At 49.0% G+C, this 17,623-nt stretch carries 26 protein-coding genes; 1 reads left to right on the top strand and 25 read right to left on the bottom strand.

Annotation, left to right across the window (positions count from 1 at the left end; genetic code table 11):
- Positions 1–195 precede the first annotated feature (195 nt).
- From RG807_RS17390 to RG807_RS17300, 19 genes are all read right to left on the bottom strand, one after another.
- Complete coding sequence (locus RG807_RS17390) at positions 196–813, bottom strand: DUF2931 family protein (RefSeq protein WP_309046015.1); 618 nt, start codon at positions 811–813, stop codon at positions 196–198.
- 12 nt (positions 814–825) lie between these two features.
- A complete protein-coding gene (locus RG807_RS17385) occupies positions 826–2,715 on the bottom strand; it encodes a type VI secretion system family protein (protein WP_309046017.1) in 1,890 nt (629 codons plus the stop codon).
- A gap of 137 nt (positions 2,716–2,852) precedes the next feature.
- The gene (locus RG807_RS17380; protein ID WP_309046014.1) at positions 2,853–3,152 is read right to left on the bottom strand and encodes a helix-turn-helix domain-containing protein; all 300 of its coding nucleotides are present in this window, start codon (positions 3,150–3,152) and stop codon (positions 2,853–2,855) included.
- Positions 3,145–3,459: a transcriptional regulator gene (locus RG807_RS17375; protein WP_309046013.1), complete on the bottom strand. Its 315-nt coding sequence runs from the start codon at positions 3,457–3,459 to the stop codon at positions 3,145–3,147. The genes RG807_RS17380 and RG807_RS17375 overlap by 8 nt, the downstream gene beginning before the upstream one ends.
- Positions 3,460–3,565: 106 nt before the next feature.
- Positions 3,566–4,183, bottom strand: coding sequence for a hypothetical protein (locus tag RG807_RS17370; protein WP_309046012.1), 618 nt, complete (start codon positions 4,181–4,183; stop codon positions 3,566–3,568).
- 91 nt (positions 4,184–4,274) lie between these two features.
- The gene (locus RG807_RS17365; protein ID WP_309046011.1) at positions 4,275–4,952 is read right to left on the bottom strand and encodes an HAD family hydrolase; all 678 of its coding nucleotides are present in this window, start codon (positions 4,950–4,952) and stop codon (positions 4,275–4,277) included.
- A gap of 106 nt (positions 4,953–5,058) precedes the next feature.
- Entirely contained in the window at positions 5,059–5,508 is a 450-nt protein-coding gene (locus RG807_RS17360; RefSeq protein WP_309046010.1) for a hypothetical protein, read from the bottom strand.
- A gap of 95 nt (positions 5,509–5,603) precedes the next feature.
- Positions 5,604–6,080, bottom strand: a complete 477-nt coding sequence (locus tag RG807_RS17355; protein WP_309046009.1) for a hypothetical protein — start codon at positions 6,078–6,080, stop codon at positions 5,604–5,606.
- Positions 6,081–6,177: 97 nt separating this feature from the next.
- Positions 6,178–6,579 carry a GFA family protein gene (locus RG807_RS17350; RefSeq protein WP_309046008.1) on the bottom strand — a complete coding sequence of 134 codons (402 nt, stop codon included), beginning with the start codon at positions 6,577–6,579 and terminating at the stop codon, positions 6,178–6,180.
- Between the two features lie 112 nt (positions 6,580–6,691).
- Complete coding sequence (locus RG807_RS17345; RefSeq protein WP_309046007.1) at positions 6,692–7,039, bottom strand: hypothetical protein; 348 nt, start codon at positions 7,037–7,039, stop codon at positions 6,692–6,694.
- Between the two features lie 89 nt (positions 7,040–7,128).
- Positions 7,129–7,551: a hypothetical protein gene (locus RG807_RS17340; RefSeq protein WP_309046006.1), complete on the bottom strand. Its 423-nt coding sequence runs from the start codon at positions 7,549–7,551 to the stop codon at positions 7,129–7,131.
- A complete protein-coding gene (locus tag RG807_RS17335; protein WP_309046005.1) occupies positions 7,548–7,895 on the bottom strand; it encodes an antibiotic biosynthesis monooxygenase family protein in 348 nt (115 codons plus the stop codon). The genes RG807_RS17340 and RG807_RS17335 overlap by 4 nt, the downstream gene beginning before the upstream one ends.
- An 86-nt stretch (positions 7,896–7,981) precedes the next feature.
- Positions 7,982–8,686, bottom strand: a complete 705-nt coding sequence (locus RG807_RS17330; RefSeq protein ID WP_309046004.1) for a hypothetical protein — start codon at positions 8,684–8,686, stop codon at positions 7,982–7,984.
- Positions 8,687–9,130: 444 nt separating this feature from the next.
- Complete coding sequence (locus tag RG807_RS17325; RefSeq protein ID WP_309046003.1) at positions 9,131–9,538, bottom strand: hypothetical protein; 408 nt, start codon at positions 9,536–9,538, stop codon at positions 9,131–9,133.
- A gap of 83 nt (positions 9,539–9,621) precedes the next feature.
- A complete protein-coding gene (locus RG807_RS17320) occupies positions 9,622–10,620 on the bottom strand; it encodes a hypothetical protein (RefSeq protein WP_309046002.1) in 999 nt (332 codons plus the stop codon).
- Positions 10,621–10,729: 109 nt separating this feature from the next.
- Positions 10,730–11,164 carry a hypothetical protein gene (locus RG807_RS17315; protein ID WP_309046001.1) on the bottom strand — a complete coding sequence of 145 codons (435 nt, stop codon included), beginning with the start codon at positions 11,162–11,164 and terminating at the stop codon, positions 10,730–10,732.
- Positions 11,165–11,290: 126 nt separating this feature from the next.
- The gene (locus RG807_RS17310) at positions 11,291–11,704 is read right to left on the bottom strand and encodes a hypothetical protein (RefSeq protein ID WP_309046016.1); all 414 of its coding nucleotides are present in this window, start codon (positions 11,702–11,704) and stop codon (positions 11,291–11,293) included.
- 5 nt (positions 11,705–11,709) lie between these two features.
- Positions 11,710–12,057, bottom strand: a complete 348-nt coding sequence (locus RG807_RS17305) for an antibiotic biosynthesis monooxygenase family protein (protein ID WP_309046000.1) — start codon at positions 12,055–12,057, stop codon at positions 11,710–11,712.
- 97 nt (positions 12,058–12,154) lie between these two features.
- Entirely contained in the window at positions 12,155–12,577 is a 423-nt protein-coding gene (locus tag RG807_RS17300; RefSeq protein ID WP_309045999.1) for a hypothetical protein, read from the bottom strand.
- A 726-nt stretch (positions 12,578–13,303) separates the two neighbouring features.
- Here RG807_RS17300 and RG807_RS17295 point away from each other — a divergent pair.
- The gene (locus RG807_RS17295) at positions 13,304–14,257 is read left to right on the top strand and encodes an IS110 family RNA-guided transposase (protein WP_309045998.1); all 954 of its coding nucleotides are present in this window, start codon (positions 13,304–13,306) and stop codon (positions 14,255–14,257) included.
- 43 nt (positions 14,258–14,300) lie between these two features.
- Here RG807_RS17295 and RG807_RS17745 read toward each other — a convergent pair whose 3' ends face one another.
- From RG807_RS17745 to RG807_RS17270, 6 genes are all read right to left on the bottom strand, one after another.
- A complete protein-coding gene (locus tag RG807_RS17745; protein WP_353962129.1) occupies positions 14,301–14,717 on the bottom strand; it encodes a DUF4279 domain-containing protein in 417 nt (138 codons plus the stop codon).
- An 87-nt stretch (positions 14,718–14,804) separates the two neighbouring features.
- On the bottom strand, positions 14,805–15,263 hold the full coding sequence (locus RG807_RS17290; RefSeq protein ID WP_309045997.1) for a hypothetical protein: 459 nt from the start codon (positions 15,261–15,263) through the stop codon (positions 14,805–14,807).
- Between the two features lie 97 nt (positions 15,264–15,360).
- Entirely contained in the window at positions 15,361–15,648 is a 288-nt protein-coding gene (locus tag RG807_RS17285; protein WP_106760645.1) for a HigA family addiction module antitoxin, read from the bottom strand.
- A gap of 10 nt (positions 15,649–15,658) precedes the next feature.
- Positions 15,659–15,937: a type II toxin-antitoxin system RelE/ParE family toxin gene (locus tag RG807_RS17280; RefSeq protein WP_106760642.1), complete on the bottom strand. Its 279-nt coding sequence runs from the start codon at positions 15,935–15,937 to the stop codon at positions 15,659–15,661.
- 505 nt (positions 15,938–16,442) lie between these two features.
- Entirely contained in the window at positions 16,443–16,781 is a 339-nt protein-coding gene (locus RG807_RS17275; protein WP_309045996.1) for a DUF2750 domain-containing protein, read from the bottom strand.
- A 96-nt stretch (positions 16,782–16,877) separates the two neighbouring features.
- A complete protein-coding gene (locus tag RG807_RS17270) occupies positions 16,878–17,378 on the bottom strand; it encodes a pyridoxamine 5'-phosphate oxidase family protein (protein ID WP_309045995.1) in 501 nt (166 codons plus the stop codon).
- Between the last annotated feature and the right edge of the window lie 245 nt (positions 17,379–17,623).

Genomic DNA, 17,623 nt, shown 5'->3' with positions numbered 1-17,623 from the left:
CATCTCGAACCAAAGCTCGTCTACTTTGCGGCGAGTTTTACCATAATATAATGATTTCTTGATGCTCATGCAGTCCTCGCTAGAACATAACGCCTGCCGTCACCGGTGACAAAGCCGGAGCGAAGCGGAGGCTTTGGCATCCGGTGCACGGCCTGGTTATGTGGTGGCTTACTCCCAACCTGTAGATGCTTCAGGTTACCAGCCTTCAAGTTGAATGCCATTTTCCTGTAAAAACTGCCCATGATCGCGATTGTAGCGCTCCGTGATCTCTCGATAGTGTTCTGGATGGGTTTCTATTTTTTTCCCTTGATACCGCCCAATTTCAATAGCATTTTCACCCCGGTTCATAATCCACAAAACCACCGTTCCACCCGGTGCCAAGCCAAGAACGAGGTTGTAGCGCGGGCGCTCCACCATTTCTCCGAAGCGCTCAAATTCAGCGACCTCCTTCATCTTTTCCTCGATCTCGTCCGGTTTTTTCAATCGAATCAGGGCTTCATAGGATTGTTGCTCCGCAAACGCGAACCAGCGGATAAGGAAGACTTCCGGCATCGTTTGCCATTCGGCTGAAGCGCCATGAGGCTTTTTCCAACAACACGAAACAGTGCCAATAGGTGCCCGCCAGCCAATATTCTCAGACAAGGACTCGACAAAGAAATTATCCACCCAGACATCGTAGTGTTTGGGTGCGACCACATTGATATTACGGTACGTGCTGTTTGGGCCGTGCCTTGACCCCTCAGATTCTGTTGGTTCCGAACACCCCAGCAACACAAAGACAGAGAGGCAGATAATCCAGCGTTTGATACTCATAGTCGCCTCCATTTAGTCACTAGTCTTGTTGGGATGAATAGCCCTACGATTACCCTTTGCGGGCCTGAAAGGGTATAACGGTCCCATTTCCAAATAGTGGTCGGAATGATGGATGTACCGTTGTTTCAGGAGGGCTCTGGACTCGGATGAGAGGAGCATGTCTTGACCATGCCAGACGTGAGCCCCGAGATTTCGAGCAACAGCCATTAGCTCGTTGGGTAGTGCAAACTGAGGATTGTCCGTAGGAATTGGTTCAAATGGCACACCAGCATCGAGAGCAAGCTTGTGAATCAGGTACAGGGGAATTCTGGAATATTCACCCCTAACCTCCCGATCAAGCCAGAGGTGCAAAGCGACATTATTTCCGCTCAGGCTCGGCTGAGTGGGTAACATGGGAAGGCGCTTCTGTTCAATTTCTAGGGTCGCCAATGGATTGTGCGATCCGATCCAGCCCTCGGCCTTGATCAGGGCTCGCTGCTGCAGCATGCGGGAAAACTCAAAACTGGCCTCGGGATTCCGGCGGTCTTTACCCGTGATGACTTCTGGAGGGCGAACTTCAATTCGCTCGTGAAAGCTGTCTGGATATCCCCCTCCAATATCCGAGTGAACGCCCGGCAGAATCCACTCACTGAAATTTTCAGGCAAATCACCTGACTCACTTCTCAGGCTGTTTAACGAAAAGTTGTGCCGGCGCTCATCCCTCGCAACAAACTGGACCGCCCGCTGAACATGCGCCGGTTTTACGTTGACATTGATACGTCCCGTTTTCCCATCGTGAGCGGAGAAATCCAGATTGCCCACATCGGCTACCCCGGCAACGGTGTCGAACAACCCCAGGAACCGAACCGTCACTTTCTTGGGCCATGGGATACCCTCGCGCTCGAAAGCTCTGACCAGCGCCCCTTTGTACTCACCGTACAAAGAGCCCGTTGTGTCATAAACCTCCCGGCCTACGAAATGCCGTGCTGTCGCCGCGCCTCTGCTGAACCCGAAAACATCAATGATCAGCTCGTCAACAGGATCATTGACTCGGTTGGCAACCTCCAGGGTTAGCTTCTCAGCACTATCCTCAATTTTCCTGAGGATGCCTTGCTCCCCCAGCCCCAACCCCATACTTTGACCGTCATCTTGCTCACCAAACTTGGTGCCCACTCCTGAAACATAGACGGACAGCCGGTGGGTCAGAGAATTGTCTTGCTCTATGGTGTCCTTGAAGTAAAGCGTTTCCAGCTTCGAAACGTTGGTTTCGGCATTGAGATAACTGCCTTCCATCACCTGTGACAGTTCATTACTGCATTCTTCTTCCGAGATGGCTCCGGCGGCATTAGCGGTCAGGCATTCATCAAGTTCCCGCTGGTAAGCACGGGTGTTGCCACGGTTATTACCTGTACCATCGAAAAAGATACCCGCCTCTACCCGGACCCTTGGATGGTTGTCTTCTTCGGGTGAGTCATCCGGTGATTCGTCCGGCAAGCCTTCATCAATCAACGCACCTTTCTGGGCAGCCTTGCGAACAAATTCCTGCGGGTTTTTGTCCAGCAACTCCTTTGAAGCAGGGGTAAGCTGGCCTTTATCATCCAGCGCGCCCGCCATAGCAAAGTCCACAACCGGTGCGGTGTTGGTGGCAACACCCAAAATCACTCGTGGATTGCCACTGACGATCGAACCGCCATGACTGGTGGGGCTGCCAAGGTACGCCACCGGCATACCATCAGCCAACGCCAATGGGTAGCCTTGAGTAATAACCGCACCGCAACCGGTGACATCGCCCACCCGGGCAATGGGTTTGCCTTCAACAAGGATGCTGGAGCCGTTTGGCATGATAGGGGAGGAACCGTGCCCTTTGATCGGGCAAACGTGCATGTCGCCGACGCAGGCGGCAATCAGATTGCTCATAGTCAGAGTTCCTTTCTTTGTTGAGTAGCGTCCTGGCTACCCGTGATTAAACCTGGTTCAAAACTCGCAATTTTAGCATGGTTGGCACCAGGCTTTGCGGCGTGCCGGAGCGCAGCGTAGGCGCGTCCGACAACAGCCGCTTGTTAACCCCGTAGCTCAAGGCCTTCCCGAATAACCTCGGGATGGCGGGAAGCAATCTCGATGAGTGCTTTTGCTGGGCCTGAGGGTTCACGTCGACCTTGCTCCCATTCCTGCAACGTACGCGCCGAAATATGCAGCACCTCAGCAAACTCTATCTGAGTCAGACCCGTTTTACCCCGTGCTTGCGCCACCTCGTTAGGTTCTACACGGCTGATTCGTGCAGCTTTACCCGCTTTCATTTCTTTGACGGATTGGAGCAGCTTGTTGCCAAGCTCCTCAGCACTCATTGTCTCGTTACTCATTTTCCAATACCTCACGAATCGACTTCAGGATATGAGCGGGTATGTTGCCCCTGACGGACTTTTTGTAGATCACTAATAACCAAATCTCACCATTTGCCAGTTTAGTGAAGTAAATAACTCGCACTCCACCACGCTTCCCTGAACCCGCTACCGACCAACGAACCTTTCTACACCCGCCGCTGCCTGAGATGGGGTCGCCAACTTCCGGACTGGCAGCGAGCCAAGCAAAGAAGGCGCTTCGCTCTTCCTCAGTCCAGATTTTTCTGGCATCCGCCTCAAATGTAGGAGTTTCGATGATGGTAAACATGACAACCAATATACGTCATTGACGGAGTTATGCAAGATTGGTGACGAGAAGGGTTAACGCCTTGGGTAAGCTGCCGGGACGGAGCGCAGCGTAGTACCGGTCAGCTTCACCCGCTGGTTAAAAATATGTCCAAGATTCCGCCAATGATCGCCAAAGCAGCCAGCAGATACGGAACGAGATATTCGGAAAAGCTTCGATTTATTAGGCAACACTTGGCCGTCTCTCGAATTGCAATCAACCAACCTCGAAATCCCGTAATGCACAGATCCCCATTTTCACTATCGCGCGATTGGCTGTAGGAGACGATTTTCTGTTGCTCGTCACGCGTTATATTGGAAGCGTACACCCATCCAAGTACTACTCGCCCCTTCTTCCAGTTAACATTAGCGATGTGGTAACCCTCTTCCTTATCAATTGGGAATTCTTTTCCCATTTTTCGCTCCGCAAATTTCCTGAAACAAGGTTTGTTAGACCAAGCTGAAAATTCTCTAGTGAAATTGCTCGAAAAATCTCCTGAATGAACCAACCAATATCTATATATGAACCAAAATAACGCTAACCACGCAATTGCAGCCAGAATAAACGGACGCTCAAAATTCGCGTTTATAACATTTAGCGTAACTTTTGACTCTTCGAACCTGCCACCAGCAAAGAAATAGACAATGAATGCCAGAGACGTGATTGAAAGGTTTCTGCGTTCAGGATTCGAGTCTTGAAATGCCATTTTTCCTCATTTTTAACGCTGAGCTAAGCGGTGCCCTGACAAGGGCATCCGGTGGACGGCCCTCCGGCCGGGAACGAACTTAATTGACTTGTTAAGCCTCACGTGCACGGCCCAAGTAGACTCTTTGAATGTACTCAAATGCGGCATTCATATTTGGCAGAACCGCTGAGGCTAAGGAGAAATCGTGGTGCTTGGACATTACGATCGGAATGGCCAGGCACTTAATGCCAGCCATCGCTGCTGCGCGCAGTCCATGCTCCGTATCCTCAATCGCAACGCAATCTTCTGGCTGCAGGGAAAGGCGCTCAAGAGCCAGGAGGTAGCAATCTGGTTCGGGTTTGCTTCTGAGCACATCGTCTCCTGAAACAGTAAGACTAAATAGCGATTCGAATTCGTTGGCGCGAAGCGTAACCCGCACGCCATTCGCGCTTGCGCCGGTGACGACGCCGAGCTTTAAACCTAGTCGATGGAAAGACGTAACTGTTTGGAAAACGCCCGGCATCAGAGGAAAAGATTGTTGTTCCAGATACCTCACGGTTTCAAGGTTCTTCGCTTCCGCAAGAGCAGCTGCATCGGTCGGGATACCAAACCGACTGACTAAATCAGATGCATTCGCGGGAGTCGGAACGCCAGCATACAAGTCCTTGTACTGTTGATCGGTCAACTGAACCCCGTATTTACTAAGAACCGTATTCCAGAGTTCTAGGTGAACCGGTTCAGAGTTCACTAGCGTTCCGTCGTGATCGAAGAGTACAGCTTGGATGGACATATTGCAGAGGATCCTATGTGGGGTTTAACGTTTGCAGCATGCGCGCCCACGGAATGGAGCCGAAGGCGCAATGTAGTGGGCGTCGCCGTGCCTGCACTTGTTAAATTCAGTCTTCATCAGTTATTAAGAACATGGTGCAGCCACTACTCGAAACCACGTAGATACACAATTCAAATGTAGCTCCGGTTATTCTTCCTGACCATCCAGAAACCACCCCTTCTTCCGTATCTGGGATTGAGCAATGAGTGTAAATATCTGATCCACGAGTCAGCAAAGACATAAATTCATTAGCGAGCTCTTTGGCTCTTGATAAAGGCATATATGTATATGAGCTATATGCCAGGCCACGGCGAAAGCCTGTTGTTAATAGACGGCGAGATTTTTCTTCAGAGATTTTTACAAACATCCCCTTACATTCGCTTAGGTCAGCCTCGACATCTTCAATTCGTGGCAGGATTTCAAGTAGGCCACTATCAAAATCAGAATTATCCGAAGTTTCAATTTGGAGACAACCTCCAAACTCTTCAAATTTCTCGTATATTGCTCGATCGCTCATAAGAATTTAACGCGAAGATAAGCGGTGGACCGACAGGAACGTCCGGTGGAGGTCAACGGCCGGAACGAACTTAATCGACTTGTTAAAACCTGCCATCAGGGACCACCTGGCTTAACCAGGCGCACCGCAACGTTACTGTGGTGCGATCCAGTTTGTGTCTCATGCTGTGAGCCGAAAAGATTTACCCACTGACCCTGAACCAACAGCAACTCGCCGTTGGCAGCACTGTTCCCATTACTCGTAGAGTGATTGCCAGCATAGTTGAATTGAAATTGGTCGGGCGAGCCTGCAACTGGCTTGAGTTCGTAACCTATGGCCAACTCGCTTGAAGAAGCAAAGCCATTATCCTTGCTCGACACACTAACCTTTAACAAACTGGACTCCCTGAGAAAACTTGGCAGCAGGTCGGAGGGTGCGCCATCGGTTTTGGTGGCCAGGCACTCACAGTACCGAACCTCCAATACCAGCTGTTGATTTTCGAAATAGTCCTCAGGAGCCGAGTTTTCGGCACGGACAATAATGGGGATCAAAGATAAAAAAAGCAGAGTAATTTGCAATGCGATCCGTTGCATGTGACCTCCTGTGTTTTCGTTTCAACGCCAATAATAAGCGGCGCCCGACTAGCGCGTCCGGTGGAGGCCGCAGGCCGGAACGAACTTGATTGACTGGTTAAATGTCGTCACGCCATTCTCTATGCTTGCGCACACCCTCGTACTCAAGCCATGGTGCGTCATGTGAAACCCAAATATGAGCCTCTGGCCTCAATTCAGGGTCAACGTCCCAAGTAGCTACCCGAACGATTACATGTGGCTGCGCCGGCCTCTCTGCCACCAAATGAGACCCATAAAATTTGCAAAAATGACGCAATTTCCCTGGCGAGGACTCGAACGTTGAAATGGAACTTGCACCCTTGAGCCAGCGGAAGTTCTCGCGCTTTACGCCAGCCGTAGAGGCAAACGGAGCAGCGTGGGCTTTACGACAAGTTTGGCAGTGGCAATGCACAATGGGCATATCCACAGAGTCTATTTCGTAACTTATCTCACCACATAAACAGCTTCCCTTCAGCCCCATGAGGGGATCTCCTTCTGTACATTTAACGCCTCAAACACCGGCTTGGTGAAGTTGGCGGCTTTTTTGGAACAAAAAAGGTGACAGCTTTGCCAAGTCCGCGTGCTTTGACTTGTTACATTTTGACGGTGAAGCCATTGCTTATTACCTCAAGTTGCCCGTTACCATTAAAGTTGAACTTATAATGCTTGTATTCTTCTTGAGCCCCGATTTCACCTTGCTTGATATGCTCTGCTAGCCATTTGGACTCAGTAATTATATGGCTTCTATCGTATTCCTCCCCTTCTATAAAGGTTTCGATCAATTGCCATTTAAATGCAACGGTATCTGAAAAGAACACCTCGTGCTGAATTTCCTGCCAATCCTTAAATTTAAGAACTAAGCCTCCCTCATCCATATTGATGTCGGGGAAGTCAGCATCTGCGGTTGAAAAACTTGGTTCTATTATCTCTGCTCGTTCCATGCTCGATCTATTTTGAAATGTAACGCACGGCTCACGCGCCGGTTTGGAGCCGCAAAGCGGCGGAAAATCGGTCGCTGTGCCGCCGATTGTTAAACCAAGACTTCGATGAACCACTTTGGTTTGATTCGACCAAAATCGGTTCGAATATTGGTTTTTAGGCCGTTTTTGGAATCAAAAACGGCCTCTTTGCCATCTTGCCGACCGAAAACAACCCAATGCCAAAAAGGCATTCCATCGACCCTTCTCCATTTAATAGCCAACAGTGCTTTATCTGGCAGAGACTGCCAACCGGTAAATGGCTTTTCTTCTGGGTCACATTCAATGCCGTATTCCGCGAGAAGCTTCCTTACATAGCTAGTATCTGACCAAAGGCTCTCGTCATCGGCGTAGATTCCCTTTGAGTTAGCAACCTGCTTGACCTCTTGATATTCAGCGCCGGCCAAAACGGCTGTGGCCGCTATGCCGCAGCCAGTTACCTCTCCCTGAATTACCGGTTTTAGCAAGTGGTTCAATTGTTAACCCCGCTCATCAATTCCACGAAACTATGCTCAATAACCTCATAGTGTTGAACCGTGCGATCCGGCTCTAAATCATATTTGTCATCTTCAGGATAGAGCCTTGCCACCCCTATATTGTCCCCTGCAAACGCCTTGATAGATTCTAGGTCACGCCAATAGGTAATCAACGTAAACTCGACCAATCCATCGGCTTCTCTTTTGTAGATCTGTGCGCCTAGAAATCCGTCAGTCTGAGAAGTGTCTTTTACACCCGTGGCATACAAATATTCGAGGAAGCCTTCACTCTTATCTTGCGGGACTCGGCATTTCCATTCCCTTGCCTGCATCATGCTCTCCATGGTTTAACGCCTGCAGCATGCGCGCCCTTGGAATGGAGCCGAAGGCGCAATGTAAAGGGCGTCGCCGTGCCTGCATTGGTTAACTGCTAAGTTCCTACCATAGCACGACCAGCGGTACCCAAATGACGATAGGGTTCCACATAGCATGGGCGATACATGTTCGAAGTGCTGAAATCGTTATGAGCTGTAGATTTTTGGTCTACATGAATCAATCCTTGGGCAACCAACAGAGATACTGCTGGCCTGATATCGTTTCGCACAATCCCAGTATAGGTGGTCATGCGCTCATAACTGATAACTGCATAATTCGTGTCATTACTGCGAAACGACAGGATTAAGAAATAAATCTTGAGTGCATTGAGTTCCACTTTAGATCGCAATTTATACTCGTGAAATACGGGTATGCGCTGGAGATCTTTTGAATAGAGCCCCTTGCTAGGAAGCTTTGCCCATCCGCCTTTCTGACCAAAATTTGCGACCTTATAAATATTAACTCTGCCTGAAGTTTCAACAGAAACCAGTCCAAGGGCTCTGAGCACTTTTATTCCGCCTGAAATTTTCGCCTTACTGAGCCCCGTGATGTCTAAAAGACGCTCATAGGTCAAACGGCAATAACCGGGCTCAGGGAACTCCGCGGTGGGAGAATCGTTCGCATGGTGGGCCAGGACAATGTAAATCATTAGGGCAGCAATCTGATCCGCCTTTTGATCTCCGCTCCACCTAAGCTGAGTCAGTGGAGGCGAACTCTCTTCCCTGACCCAATAAGACGGCATCTTTACCCAGCTTTTCATTTGCCTCGCTCCCTATCCGCTTGGTTTCCCGCCACTTTCAGCACCACATATAGCGATAGACCAGCCACTCCTAGAGCGAGAAGGGCTATGACAAATACTGAGGACGCTGGCCCCGCAGCGACTAGGAGTTCAAAAACCTTCAACGCCAATTCCATCATTCAAATCCTCCAACTTAACGAATGATGAAAACTTTACAGAACCGCTCACACTCTATCTAGAAACAGTATCTATTTTTGCAAGTCTAATTTTAATGATTTTAGTTTTATTATCAGTATCTTGCACGTCAAACTAACGGTCTTTAGAGCAACCTAAATCAGTTCATGAAGCGTGATGTCACTGGACCAGTTAACGCTGAGCTTAGCGGCGCCCTTGCAATGGAGGCGAAGCCGCAATGAAAAGGGCGTCCGGCGGCCATCGGCCGCGTACTACAGCGACTTGTTAGGCTTAATACCCAACAAGGCTGGTAAAGAACCCTAGGAATTTTTCACCCCCAGCGAGGTCCACACACCTGCTCTTGGTTTTTATTGCTTCGTTTTCGCTTTCACAGTAGTCAGGGTCTTCAACACACCTATTGAAATGAGACTCCAGTACACGAAGCGATGCGACTAACGAGTCCTGATTTTGTGCTGCTGCGCAAGATATCGTGCTCCCCGTTTCATGTTCCAATAAAACAACTTCAGCACTGCCTGCATCGACACAAACAGCTTCTGATTCGCACAAGGCCAATGCCGTCATGTTTTCGGGGATAGATTGAATGAACTTTTCCCGGACCACCTCGGGCTTTAGAAATTGAAGCATCCCAATTTCATGCACCGATTCCTGCCACTCCCTGATCTGCTCGTGTATTTCCATATTTTCGATATGCCTAACGCTGAGCTTTGCGGCAAATTTGGAGCGCAGCGGAAAATTTGTCCGACAACAGCGACTTGTTAGATTCAATTATCAGCAACGTTTCTCGTGAGTTTGTCAATAAGATGCTTGTCGTTCACATTCGCGTATAGTCTTTTTATGGTTTTTTCGTCGGGTGCTAAGACTTTTCCGAACTTCTTTCCATAAACGCCAAAATGGCATTTTGTTTGTTTATTTTCAAGGTCGCGAAGAGCTAAGCGAACCTTCTCAACTGCCTCAAGATATTTTACTGCAATATGCGGCAGATCACGGGTCTTGATATCAGAAATAATATATCTGTGTATTACGCGATTCCTTAATTTATAGAGAGAAGCGAGCTCTTCGTATATTTCCTCTGTAATAACATTGTATTTAAGAGCATTCTCGAATATCTTTCGCTCCATGATGCCTCTTTCATTATCGCCCTGATATAGATACTTTATTTTTATTTCATCTGTCTCATCTTGGAGCTGTATTGCAATAACTATACTTAGCCTGAGAAACGCATCAATCTGATTGGTAGCTACAGCAATTACTTCTATAAATGACTCCGATTCTATCGCATTATTTAACAGGTCGTACGATGCAGCCAACGCCCCTTCAAACCTGTCAAATTTGTTCATATCCGAAGCGAGCTTTCGGTCGCTTGGAGGAACGACAACCACCGATGCCAATATATTTTTAACAACGCGGAGTTCTCTCTCTATGCGTTTATCGTTGTCGAGATCAGCGTCATGAATATACTTTCCAATCAAAGCTTGGTCTGCAAGCGCTCCGAAAAACATATGAACGCAGAATTCTGAATCATCCACCCTCGAGTGTCTCCACTCCAGACGGGGCACGCCATTCGGATAATCTTCTGCGATTTGAGGTGCTAATTCCTCAAGTGGATAACAGCTAATTTGGAAACAGCCGATGGCATTTTCATAAGGCTCAAAGCTGAAAGGGGACGATTCCTCGACTCCTTCCACCGCAGGATTGCGGTACTGCCACTCGGTAGGAATTTGAATCAGAAATATTCCCTTTGGCTCAGTCCAGTGCTTCATCTTTCCTCAGTCTCAAAATCTAACGCTTTTGTTCAGCGGCGACCTTTTTGCAGCGAAGCGAAAAAAAGGGCGTCCGGTGGAGGGCCATTCGGCCCGGAACGAACTGCAACTACTGGTTATAAGGCCTTAACAGCACAGATCCAATTAGGCCTATCAAGATACAAACCGGCACCGTAATGGGCAAAAGCCACCACGATGGGCCACCAAACTCTACGCCCAGCGAGAAAAAACCTAAGCTGTAGATCAAATATCCCACAGCCACAGACAACACTACATTGACTACATACCGAAAGGCACGGTTGATCGGCAACTTTAACCCTTGCAACCAAACACAAAGAAAACTGTAGGTCCCCGCGTAAACTAAAAGCCAAAACAAAAGTTGCGGAACAAGCAGAGAAAAGTACGCCACCAGAACAACGCTCAAAAAAAGCTCGAACACCCGCGTCAGGTCGATTCCTGTTGGGTTTCTGCCCAAAGCATCATTAATGGACAAGGTAAGAGTGAAGAAAAATGCGCACAATCCAGGGGATAGTACGATAGTCACGATGAACACTTTGAGCACTGAGGTAATAGACAAAACTTGGGTGCTTCCTTGACCTTATAACGCCCGGCTCACGCGCCGGTTTGGAGCCGCGAAGCGGCGGAAAATCGGTCGCTGTGCAGCCGATTGTTAAACTAAGACTTCGATGAACCACTTGGGTTTGATTCGACCAAAATCTGTTCGAATATTGGTTTTTAGGCCCCTTTTAGAATCAAAAACGACCTCTTTGCCATCTTGCCGACAGAAAACAACCCAATGCCAGAATGGGATTCCATTGACCCTTCTCCATTTAATGGCCAACAGCGCTTTATTTGGCAGGGACTGCCAACCGGTAAATGGCTTTTCTTCTGGGTCACATTCAATGCCGCATTCCGCGAGAAGCTTTCTTACATAGCTGGTATCTGACCAGAGGCTCTCGTCGTCGGCGTAGATTCCTTTTGAATTAGCAACCTGCTTGACCTCTTGATATTCAGCGCCGGCCAAAACAGCTGTGGCCGCTATGCCGCAGCCAGTTACCTCTGTCTGAATTACCGGTTTTAGCATTTGACTCAATTGTTAACCCCGCTCATCGATTCTACGAAACTGTGCTCAATAACCTCATAGTGTTGAACCGTACGATCCGGCTCTAGGTCGTATTTGTCATCTTCCGGATAGAGCCTTGCCACGCCGATGTTGTCCCCGGCAAACGCCTTGATAGATTGAAGGTCTCGCCAATAGGTAATCAAAGTAAACTCGACCAATCCACCGGCTTCTCTCTTGTAGATCTGTGCGCCTAGAAATCCGTCAGTCTGAGAGGTGTCTTTTACACCCGTGGCATACAAGTATTCGAGAAAACCTTCACTCTTATCTTGCGGGACTCGGCATTTCCATTCCCTTGCCTGCATCATGCTCTCCATCGTTTAACGCCTGCATAAACGGCGGTTTTTACGCAGCGAAGCGGAGAAAAACCGTCCGGTGGAGGCCCTTCGGGCCGGAACGAATTTAATGCATTTGTTAGGCACTCGTCACCGTGGCAGATGCAACATACGCGAGCCCAACCATACCGAACATAAAACAAACAAAGCCGATAGCAGCGAGGATCCAGATTAGCAATTCACACCAGCCTGGGCCATTTGGAGCATCCTGCCGATCACCATCAATTTTTTGCCGCCACCTTTCTCCAAAGGCGTAATCCCTGCCAATGATCGCAACGAGCGATGAGGCAAGACTTAGGATGGAAATAAAGAGGCCCCACCAAGATACTTGCAGAATAGGAATGAGATCCTCAGATAGCAACTCACGCGATGAGCCACTGAAGAAACCGATAGAAACGGTCAGCGAACCGCCTGCAAGTACGAAAATTGCTCGCACCAAGGAATCTGCACGGCCCCGAAGGTCGGCTTGATGCGCATTAAACTGCTCATTCTCGTCTGCCATAGTTTTACTGCCTAACGCTTTGCACATGGGCAACAGCAAAAGTGGCCGGCCTTTTCTTTTTGGCCGCTTTTGTTGTTGTCCTATGATGCTACTTGTTAGGGGTTTAATTCACTTCGGACTTTAATATGTTATTCCGAAGTTACTCATTCCCCCAACGATTTTATACTTATCTTCGGACGTTGATAATTGCTCCGAAGCCTCGTATTCCACTAACCCGTTTTAATGTTTATTCCGCTTTATCCACTTTGCACGATGACCTAAGCGAAGAACACTGACTTTTAATTTCAATCCTTCAAGTGGGCTGCCCCACAACTAAAGAGATTAATTTACCCTTAAATTCAGAGCTTAACTTTTGCTTTTAACACGGGCTAACCTTTGCAGTGTTGCTACACTGCGACGTACTCTTTTTGACGCTTAGGCTGACGTAACTATATGGCTTTAAGACCCCTAACGCTTGCAGCATGCGCGCCCACGAAATGGAGCCGAAGGCGCAATGTAGTGAGCGTCGCCGTGCCTGCATTTGTATGGATAATTTCTGCCGTGTATGGGTAAAGTTGAGACCCACCCCCAGCTGCAACTGGGGGCCTTCGTGCAGTAGCTCGATGCCTGACTGGCTCCTCAAACGAGAGACCGGTAACAAGTGGGTAGCGCTGCATGACTCTAAAGCGATAACTCGAACAGTCATCGGGGCCTCGAGCCCGTATAGCAAGGCAGAGTCAGCTTATTATGAACACTTCAAAAATCCAAATACCAGTGAATATCGGTGTCGACGTTGGTAAGGCCAATCTTGATATCGCCCTTCATCCCTCCGGAGAATTTTATTCGATCCCCAACAGCGAGGCGCACATCCGGCGATTCGTCAAAATCCTCAAAGGCTATTCCATCGAACGCATCGTGGTAGAAGCTACAGGGCGTCATGAACACGCTCTGGTTCAAGCCTGCGATCAGGCTGGCCTTCCGATTATTGTCGTCAATCCCATCAGCGTCAGGCGGTACGCTCAAGCCATCGGTGTACTAGCCAAAACCGATCGGATTGATGCACAGATCATCGCCAAATATGCGGCTACGCTAAAGCCCGAATTCAAACCGATTCCGGATAAAACATCTCAGAAAATTAAAGACTTATTAACCAGGAGAGGCCAACTCCTGGAAATGTCTACCATGGAGAAAAATCGCCTTCAAATTCTTCCAAAAGCACTTCATCGTTCCATCAAAAGTCTGCTCAAAATGCTTCAGAGTCAGATTGAAACCATCACCAAGCAGATCGAGCAGGAGGTTGCCAAGGTTGATCACTGGCGTATCAAATCGGAAATTCTGACCAGTGTTCCAGGCGTTGGAAAAGTGCTCACCTACACCTTGCTCAGTGAACTTCCAGAACTCGGATCACTCAACCGAAAAGAGATTGCCGCACTGGTCGGCGTGGCCCCCATCAACCGGGACAGCGGCAAACTCAATGGCAAACGAAGAATACGAGGAGGACGTCACAGGATTCGCACAGTGATGTTCATGGCTATGCTTTCATCCATCCAGTGCAATCCGGTTTTTAAGCGCTTCTACGAGCATCTGAAAGCCCAGGGGAAGATCCCCAAGGTCGCTCTGATCGCCTGCATGCGAAAGATGATTGTGGTGCTCAATACCATGGTTAAAAACCAAGAACCGTGGCGTGAAAATATGGCTTAATATATGGGATTGACACCACAGTCACTTGTTAGAGTAATTTATTCTAGTACACGTCTTGAACATAACTTACCTTCAAGGCCGCAAGCCTCATGAGCATTGAGTGGGAAAGCTCAATTGCATAGCTTCTGTCGCCATACGTGGACACTTGAATGTGAACTCGCCCCCCTTCGTCAACTAGCTTATGTACAAAAGATATATGAGGCTCTAGTAACGAGACGGTCTCTTCGATCAGGTCTTCCGCTAAATAGTCTGTTGATGCACATTCGCCACGATTATACGGATCTGTATACCAGTAGCTTTCGCGATAGACACCATCTAGTAATGTACCTTTTGGGGTCGACCTCTGGACTCCGCTCATGCATGTTCTGTTCGGCTGGATAGATAGCGTGTCGGTAATCAGGCTAGGATCTATTGTTGGGTGCCAAATTTTTATAACTACTTTGAAATTGTAATTTTGCATGGGAGTTACTCTAACGCCCGGCTCACGCGCCGGTTTGGAGCCGCGAAGCGGCGGAAAAACGGTCGCAGTGCAGCCGATTGTTATGTGCTATTGGCTACACAATTCCTTCAAATCTATCGGTCCTAGGTCAACCGGCGGCACAGTATTTAATTGCGCTCTCACGGGAATAGTTATTGGTCTATCTTCCCCGGGATCGTTCACTCTCCATTCGCCGAAACCGCCATGATGGACGAAAGTTCCTTCTATTGGTGCAACAGAGTGAGAGCTCCTTATTTCGATCTTGGCTCTGTTCTTTTCGACCTCTCCTGACACTGTAGGGCTTGGGTCTGAACCGAAGCTTGAATCAATTTTCGCAGTGCCTCTAGCAGACCCGAAATGCAAACCACAAATTTCATTACCCTGCTGGATCAGGTATAGCTCAAAGTAATCGTCATACAACTCGACACCATTTTTAGGGTACACAATACTCCAAGAGCCTGTGAAATCTTCAGCCGCCACTGACGTGGCTGAAACTAAAACCAAAAACATAAATACTCTGACGATCATATTTCCCTCATAACGCTTACAGCATGCGCGCCTACGAAATGGAGCCGAAGGCGCAATGTAGTAGGCGTCGCCGTGCCTGCACTGGTTATGTGCTGCTTTAGGCCGCAACAAGCCTTTTCACGTTGAGCTCTTTGCGATGTTGTTCGGCGTGCCAGAGCTCATATTGGGACTGCTGGTTCAGCCAGCTCTCTGCAGAGGTATCAAAAGCGATAGAGAGCCGGATAGCCATCTCGGGACTGATACCGGCCTTGCCGTTCAGCACGGCACTAAGAGTCTTGCGGCTAACGCCCAATGCATCTGCAGCCGCCGTGACAGAGAGGCCGAGTGGTTCAAGACAAAGCTCTCGCAATACTTCACCAGGGTGTGGGGGGTTATGCATCAACATTCGCTTTACCTCAGTGATAATCTTCATAGTTCACAATCTCGGCATCTCCATCTTCAAATCGGAAGGTCACTCGCCAGTTACCGCTAACAGTGACTGACCATATACCAACGCGATTGCCGGAGAGTTCGTGCAATCGAAGACCGGGTAAGTCCATATCTTTGGCATCCGATGCTGCGTTCAATCTACCGAGAATAAGCCGAAGCCTTTTTGCGTGAGCGGCCTGAATTCCTGCGGTGCTACCGGACTTGAAAAATTTGGCCAAGCCCTTGTGTTTGAAGCTTCGTATCATTCTCTGACTGTACCCTGTAACGTATCGGGTGTCAATTCACATAACGCCTGCAATAAGGGGCGCGCGTTTACGCGCGTCCCGTGGAGGCCCAAAGGGCCGGAACAGACTTAATTGCATGGTTAGTGCGAGGCATCACAAAAACCGGAACCTCGCCACCCAATAAAAAGTAGCCTACTCAGCAGTAGCTTGCACAAGGTAGCCGGTGACCAAGGCTGCGGCGCTAAACTGGCGGCTTTGCCGTTGGCTGCGAGGAATTGCCCCCGCGAATATTGCACCAGATTTTCAACTAATACCGAACTCGGCTGAGCAACGGAAAAAAGCACGAGCCAGATGGGCTTGGCAATAACTGAGCAGCTTCGGATTTACAGCGAATTTTCCGCCAACGCCCTGGCACCAGCTCACCTAAAAACACGCGGGCCCCCAGCCACTAACGCCTGCATAAACGGCGCCCGACTAGGGCGTCCGGTGGACGGCCGCCAGGCCGGGAACGAATTTGATGCTCTTGTTACGTTTTGAGTCTGGCACTGAGCTCCGCAGCTGGGTAGGTGAGAGACTCCTGACCATACCGAGGTGATGCCAAAACATCGACGATTTGTAGCCTCAACGAACCCAGCCACGCTACGCCCAAAAAATTATTCAACGGCACGAACATAGGTAACAATCCGCTTCGATTGAGATTCTGGGCGAATACTTCAGCCTTCTCCGCCGACGACCAAACAGGCAGAGCTTTACCATCTTCGGATGGCAAGGCGTAAAGCGCTTGGCCCGCCATTAGCACCCAAACACCGTCTTGCTCCTGAACAGAGGTGATAAATTCGTGATCACCGATGATTTCTACATTCATCCAATTACTCGATTGGTTGTCGACGACGAAACGTAACGCCGGTGGTAATGGGTGGCAACGAAGCGCAGCGTAGTTGGCGTCCCGTTGACCACTTGGTTATGCATGTTCCGGCCACATCCCATCCATCATCACTGGGTAGGTGATTGGCTTGTAATGAGTAAACTCAATATCTCTGACGTGGGTGAAATCACTCCAGAGCAACCTCGCCCCCTTCATCCACTGAGATGGCTTAACCCGTTTTACTATCTTCTCGATTTCTTCGGGCGTGGCTTCACGCATTCGTCCGACCTTGCCGTAAAGTCTCACGCCCGGCGGAGCAACAAAGCGGCCTTTTAGCAGAGACCTTAGCCAAAAGAATCGACCGGCGTTGACCGCCATGATGCAAACGTTCGGATTCTGATCGATGTTTTTACCCAAAGCCTCGGCGTAGTGATCAAAAAAGTATCCGCTCTGATCATCGCGAAGGAAAACAGTGCCAACTGGCGTGATGTGGGGCGTGCCGTCGGGGTTTACGGTTGCGATCGAGCAGTAAACAGTAGAAGCTTGGCCTTGCTCTAAAACTGACTTTACCTTCTTCCAATCATCCTTGATGTTCATAGTTTCTCCATTTGTGCATAACGCCAGCCAGCATGCGCGGCTACGGAATGGAGGCGAAGCCGCAATGTAGTAGGCGTCGCCGTGACTGGCCTGGTTATGTGTGGCCAGGCACCTCTTCTAAGTTCCGAATCAAGTCTTGCCTTACCAGCCTTGTGCTGCCGTCAGATCTCTCAACACGATATGACTTCGGCGTTTCTTTGATACATTTAACACCGTTTTCATACTCAATCTCATAGCGACCAGTT

It is taken from the genome of Marinobacter sediminicola, from assembly GCF_031157525.1.
In the GTDB taxonomy this organism is placed as follows: Bacteria; Pseudomonadota; Gammaproteobacteria; order Pseudomonadales; family Oleiphilaceae; genus Marinobacter; species Marinobacter sediminicola.
This window is presented reverse-complemented; position numbering and strand designations above follow the sequence as displayed.

Excerpts from the sequence above, each read along its gene's own strand:
- RG807_RS17390 (WP_309046015.1), bottom strand. The coding sequence starts at position 813 with ATGAGTATCAAACGCTGGATTATCTGCCTCTCTGTCTTTGTGTTGCTG.
- RG807_RS17380 (WP_309046014.1), bottom strand. The coding sequence starts at position 3,152 with ATGAGTAACGAGACAATGAGTGCTGAGGAGCTTGGCAACAAGCTGCTC.
- RG807_RS17375 (WP_309046013.1), bottom strand. The coding sequence starts at position 3,459 with ATGTTTACCATCATCGAAACTCCTACATTTGAGGCGGATGCCAGAAAA.
- RG807_RS17370 (WP_309046012.1), bottom strand. The coding sequence starts at position 4,183 with ATGGCATTTCAAGACTCGAATCCTGAACGCAGAAACCTTTCAATCACG.
- RG807_RS17365 (WP_309046011.1), bottom strand. The coding sequence starts at position 4,952 with ATGTCCATCCAAGCTGTACTCTTCGATCACGACGGAACGCTAGTGAAC.
- RG807_RS17360 (WP_309046010.1), bottom strand. The coding sequence starts at position 5,508 with ATGAGCGATCGAGCAATATACGAGAAATTTGAAGAGTTTGGAGGTTGT.
- RG807_RS17355 (WP_309046009.1), bottom strand. The coding sequence starts at position 6,080 with ATGCAACGGATCGCATTGCAAATTACTCTGCTTTTTTTATCTTTGATC.
- RG807_RS17350 (WP_309046008.1), bottom strand. The coding sequence starts at position 6,579 with ATGGGGCTGAAGGGAAGCTGTTTATGTGGTGAGATAAGTTACGAAATA.
- RG807_RS17345 (WP_309046007.1), bottom strand. The coding sequence starts at position 7,039 with ATGGAACGAGCAGAGATAATAGAACCAAGTTTTTCAACCGCAGATGCT.
- RG807_RS17335 (WP_309046005.1), bottom strand. The coding sequence starts at position 7,895 with ATGGAGAGCATGATGCAGGCAAGGGAATGGAAATGCCGAGTCCCGCAA.
- RG807_RS17330 (WP_309046004.1), bottom strand. The coding sequence starts at position 8,686 with ATGAAAAGCTGGGTAAAGATGCCGTCTTATTGGGTCAGGGAAGAGAGT.
- RG807_RS17325 (WP_309046003.1), bottom strand. The coding sequence starts at position 9,538 with ATGGAAATACACGAGCAGATCAGGGAGTGGCAGGAATCGGTGCATGAA.
- RG807_RS17320 (WP_309046002.1), bottom strand. The coding sequence starts at position 10,620 with ATGAAGCACTGGACTGAGCCAAAGGGAATATTTCTGATTCAAATTCCT.
- RG807_RS17310 (WP_309046016.1), bottom strand. The coding sequence starts at position 11,704 with ATGCTAAAACCGGTAATTCAGACAGAGGTAACTGGCTGCGGCATAGCG.
- RG807_RS17305 (WP_309046000.1), bottom strand. The coding sequence starts at position 12,057 with ATGGAGAGCATGATGCAGGCAAGGGAATGGAAATGCCGAGTCCCGCAA.
- RG807_RS17300 (WP_309045999.1), bottom strand. The coding sequence starts at position 12,577 with ATGGCAGACGAGAATGAGCAGTTTAATGCGCATCAAGCCGACCTTCGG.
- RG807_RS17295 (WP_309045998.1), top strand. The coding sequence starts at position 13,304 with ATGAACACTTCAAAAATCCAAATACCAGTGAATATCGGTGTCGACGTT.
- RG807_RS17745 (WP_353962129.1), bottom strand. The coding sequence starts at position 14,717 with ATGCAAAATTACAATTTCAAAGTAGTTATAAAAATTTGGCACCCAACA.
- RG807_RS17290 (WP_309045997.1), bottom strand. The coding sequence starts at position 15,263 with ATGATCGTCAGAGTATTTATGTTTTTGGTTTTAGTTTCAGCCACGTCA.
- RG807_RS17285 (WP_106760645.1), bottom strand. The coding sequence starts at position 15,648 with ATGTTGATGCATAACCCCCCACACCCTGGTGAAGTATTGCGAGAGCTT.
- RG807_RS17280 (WP_106760642.1), bottom strand. The coding sequence starts at position 15,937 with ATGATACGAAGCTTCAAACACAAGGGCTTGGCCAAATTTTTCAAGTCC.
- RG807_RS17275 (WP_309045996.1), bottom strand. The coding sequence starts at position 16,781 with ATGAATGTAGAAATCATCGGTGATCACGAATTTATCACCTCTGTTCAG.
- RG807_RS17270 (WP_309045995.1), bottom strand. The coding sequence starts at position 17,378 with ATGAACATCAAGGATGATTGGAAGAAGGTAAAGTCAGTTTTAGAGCAA.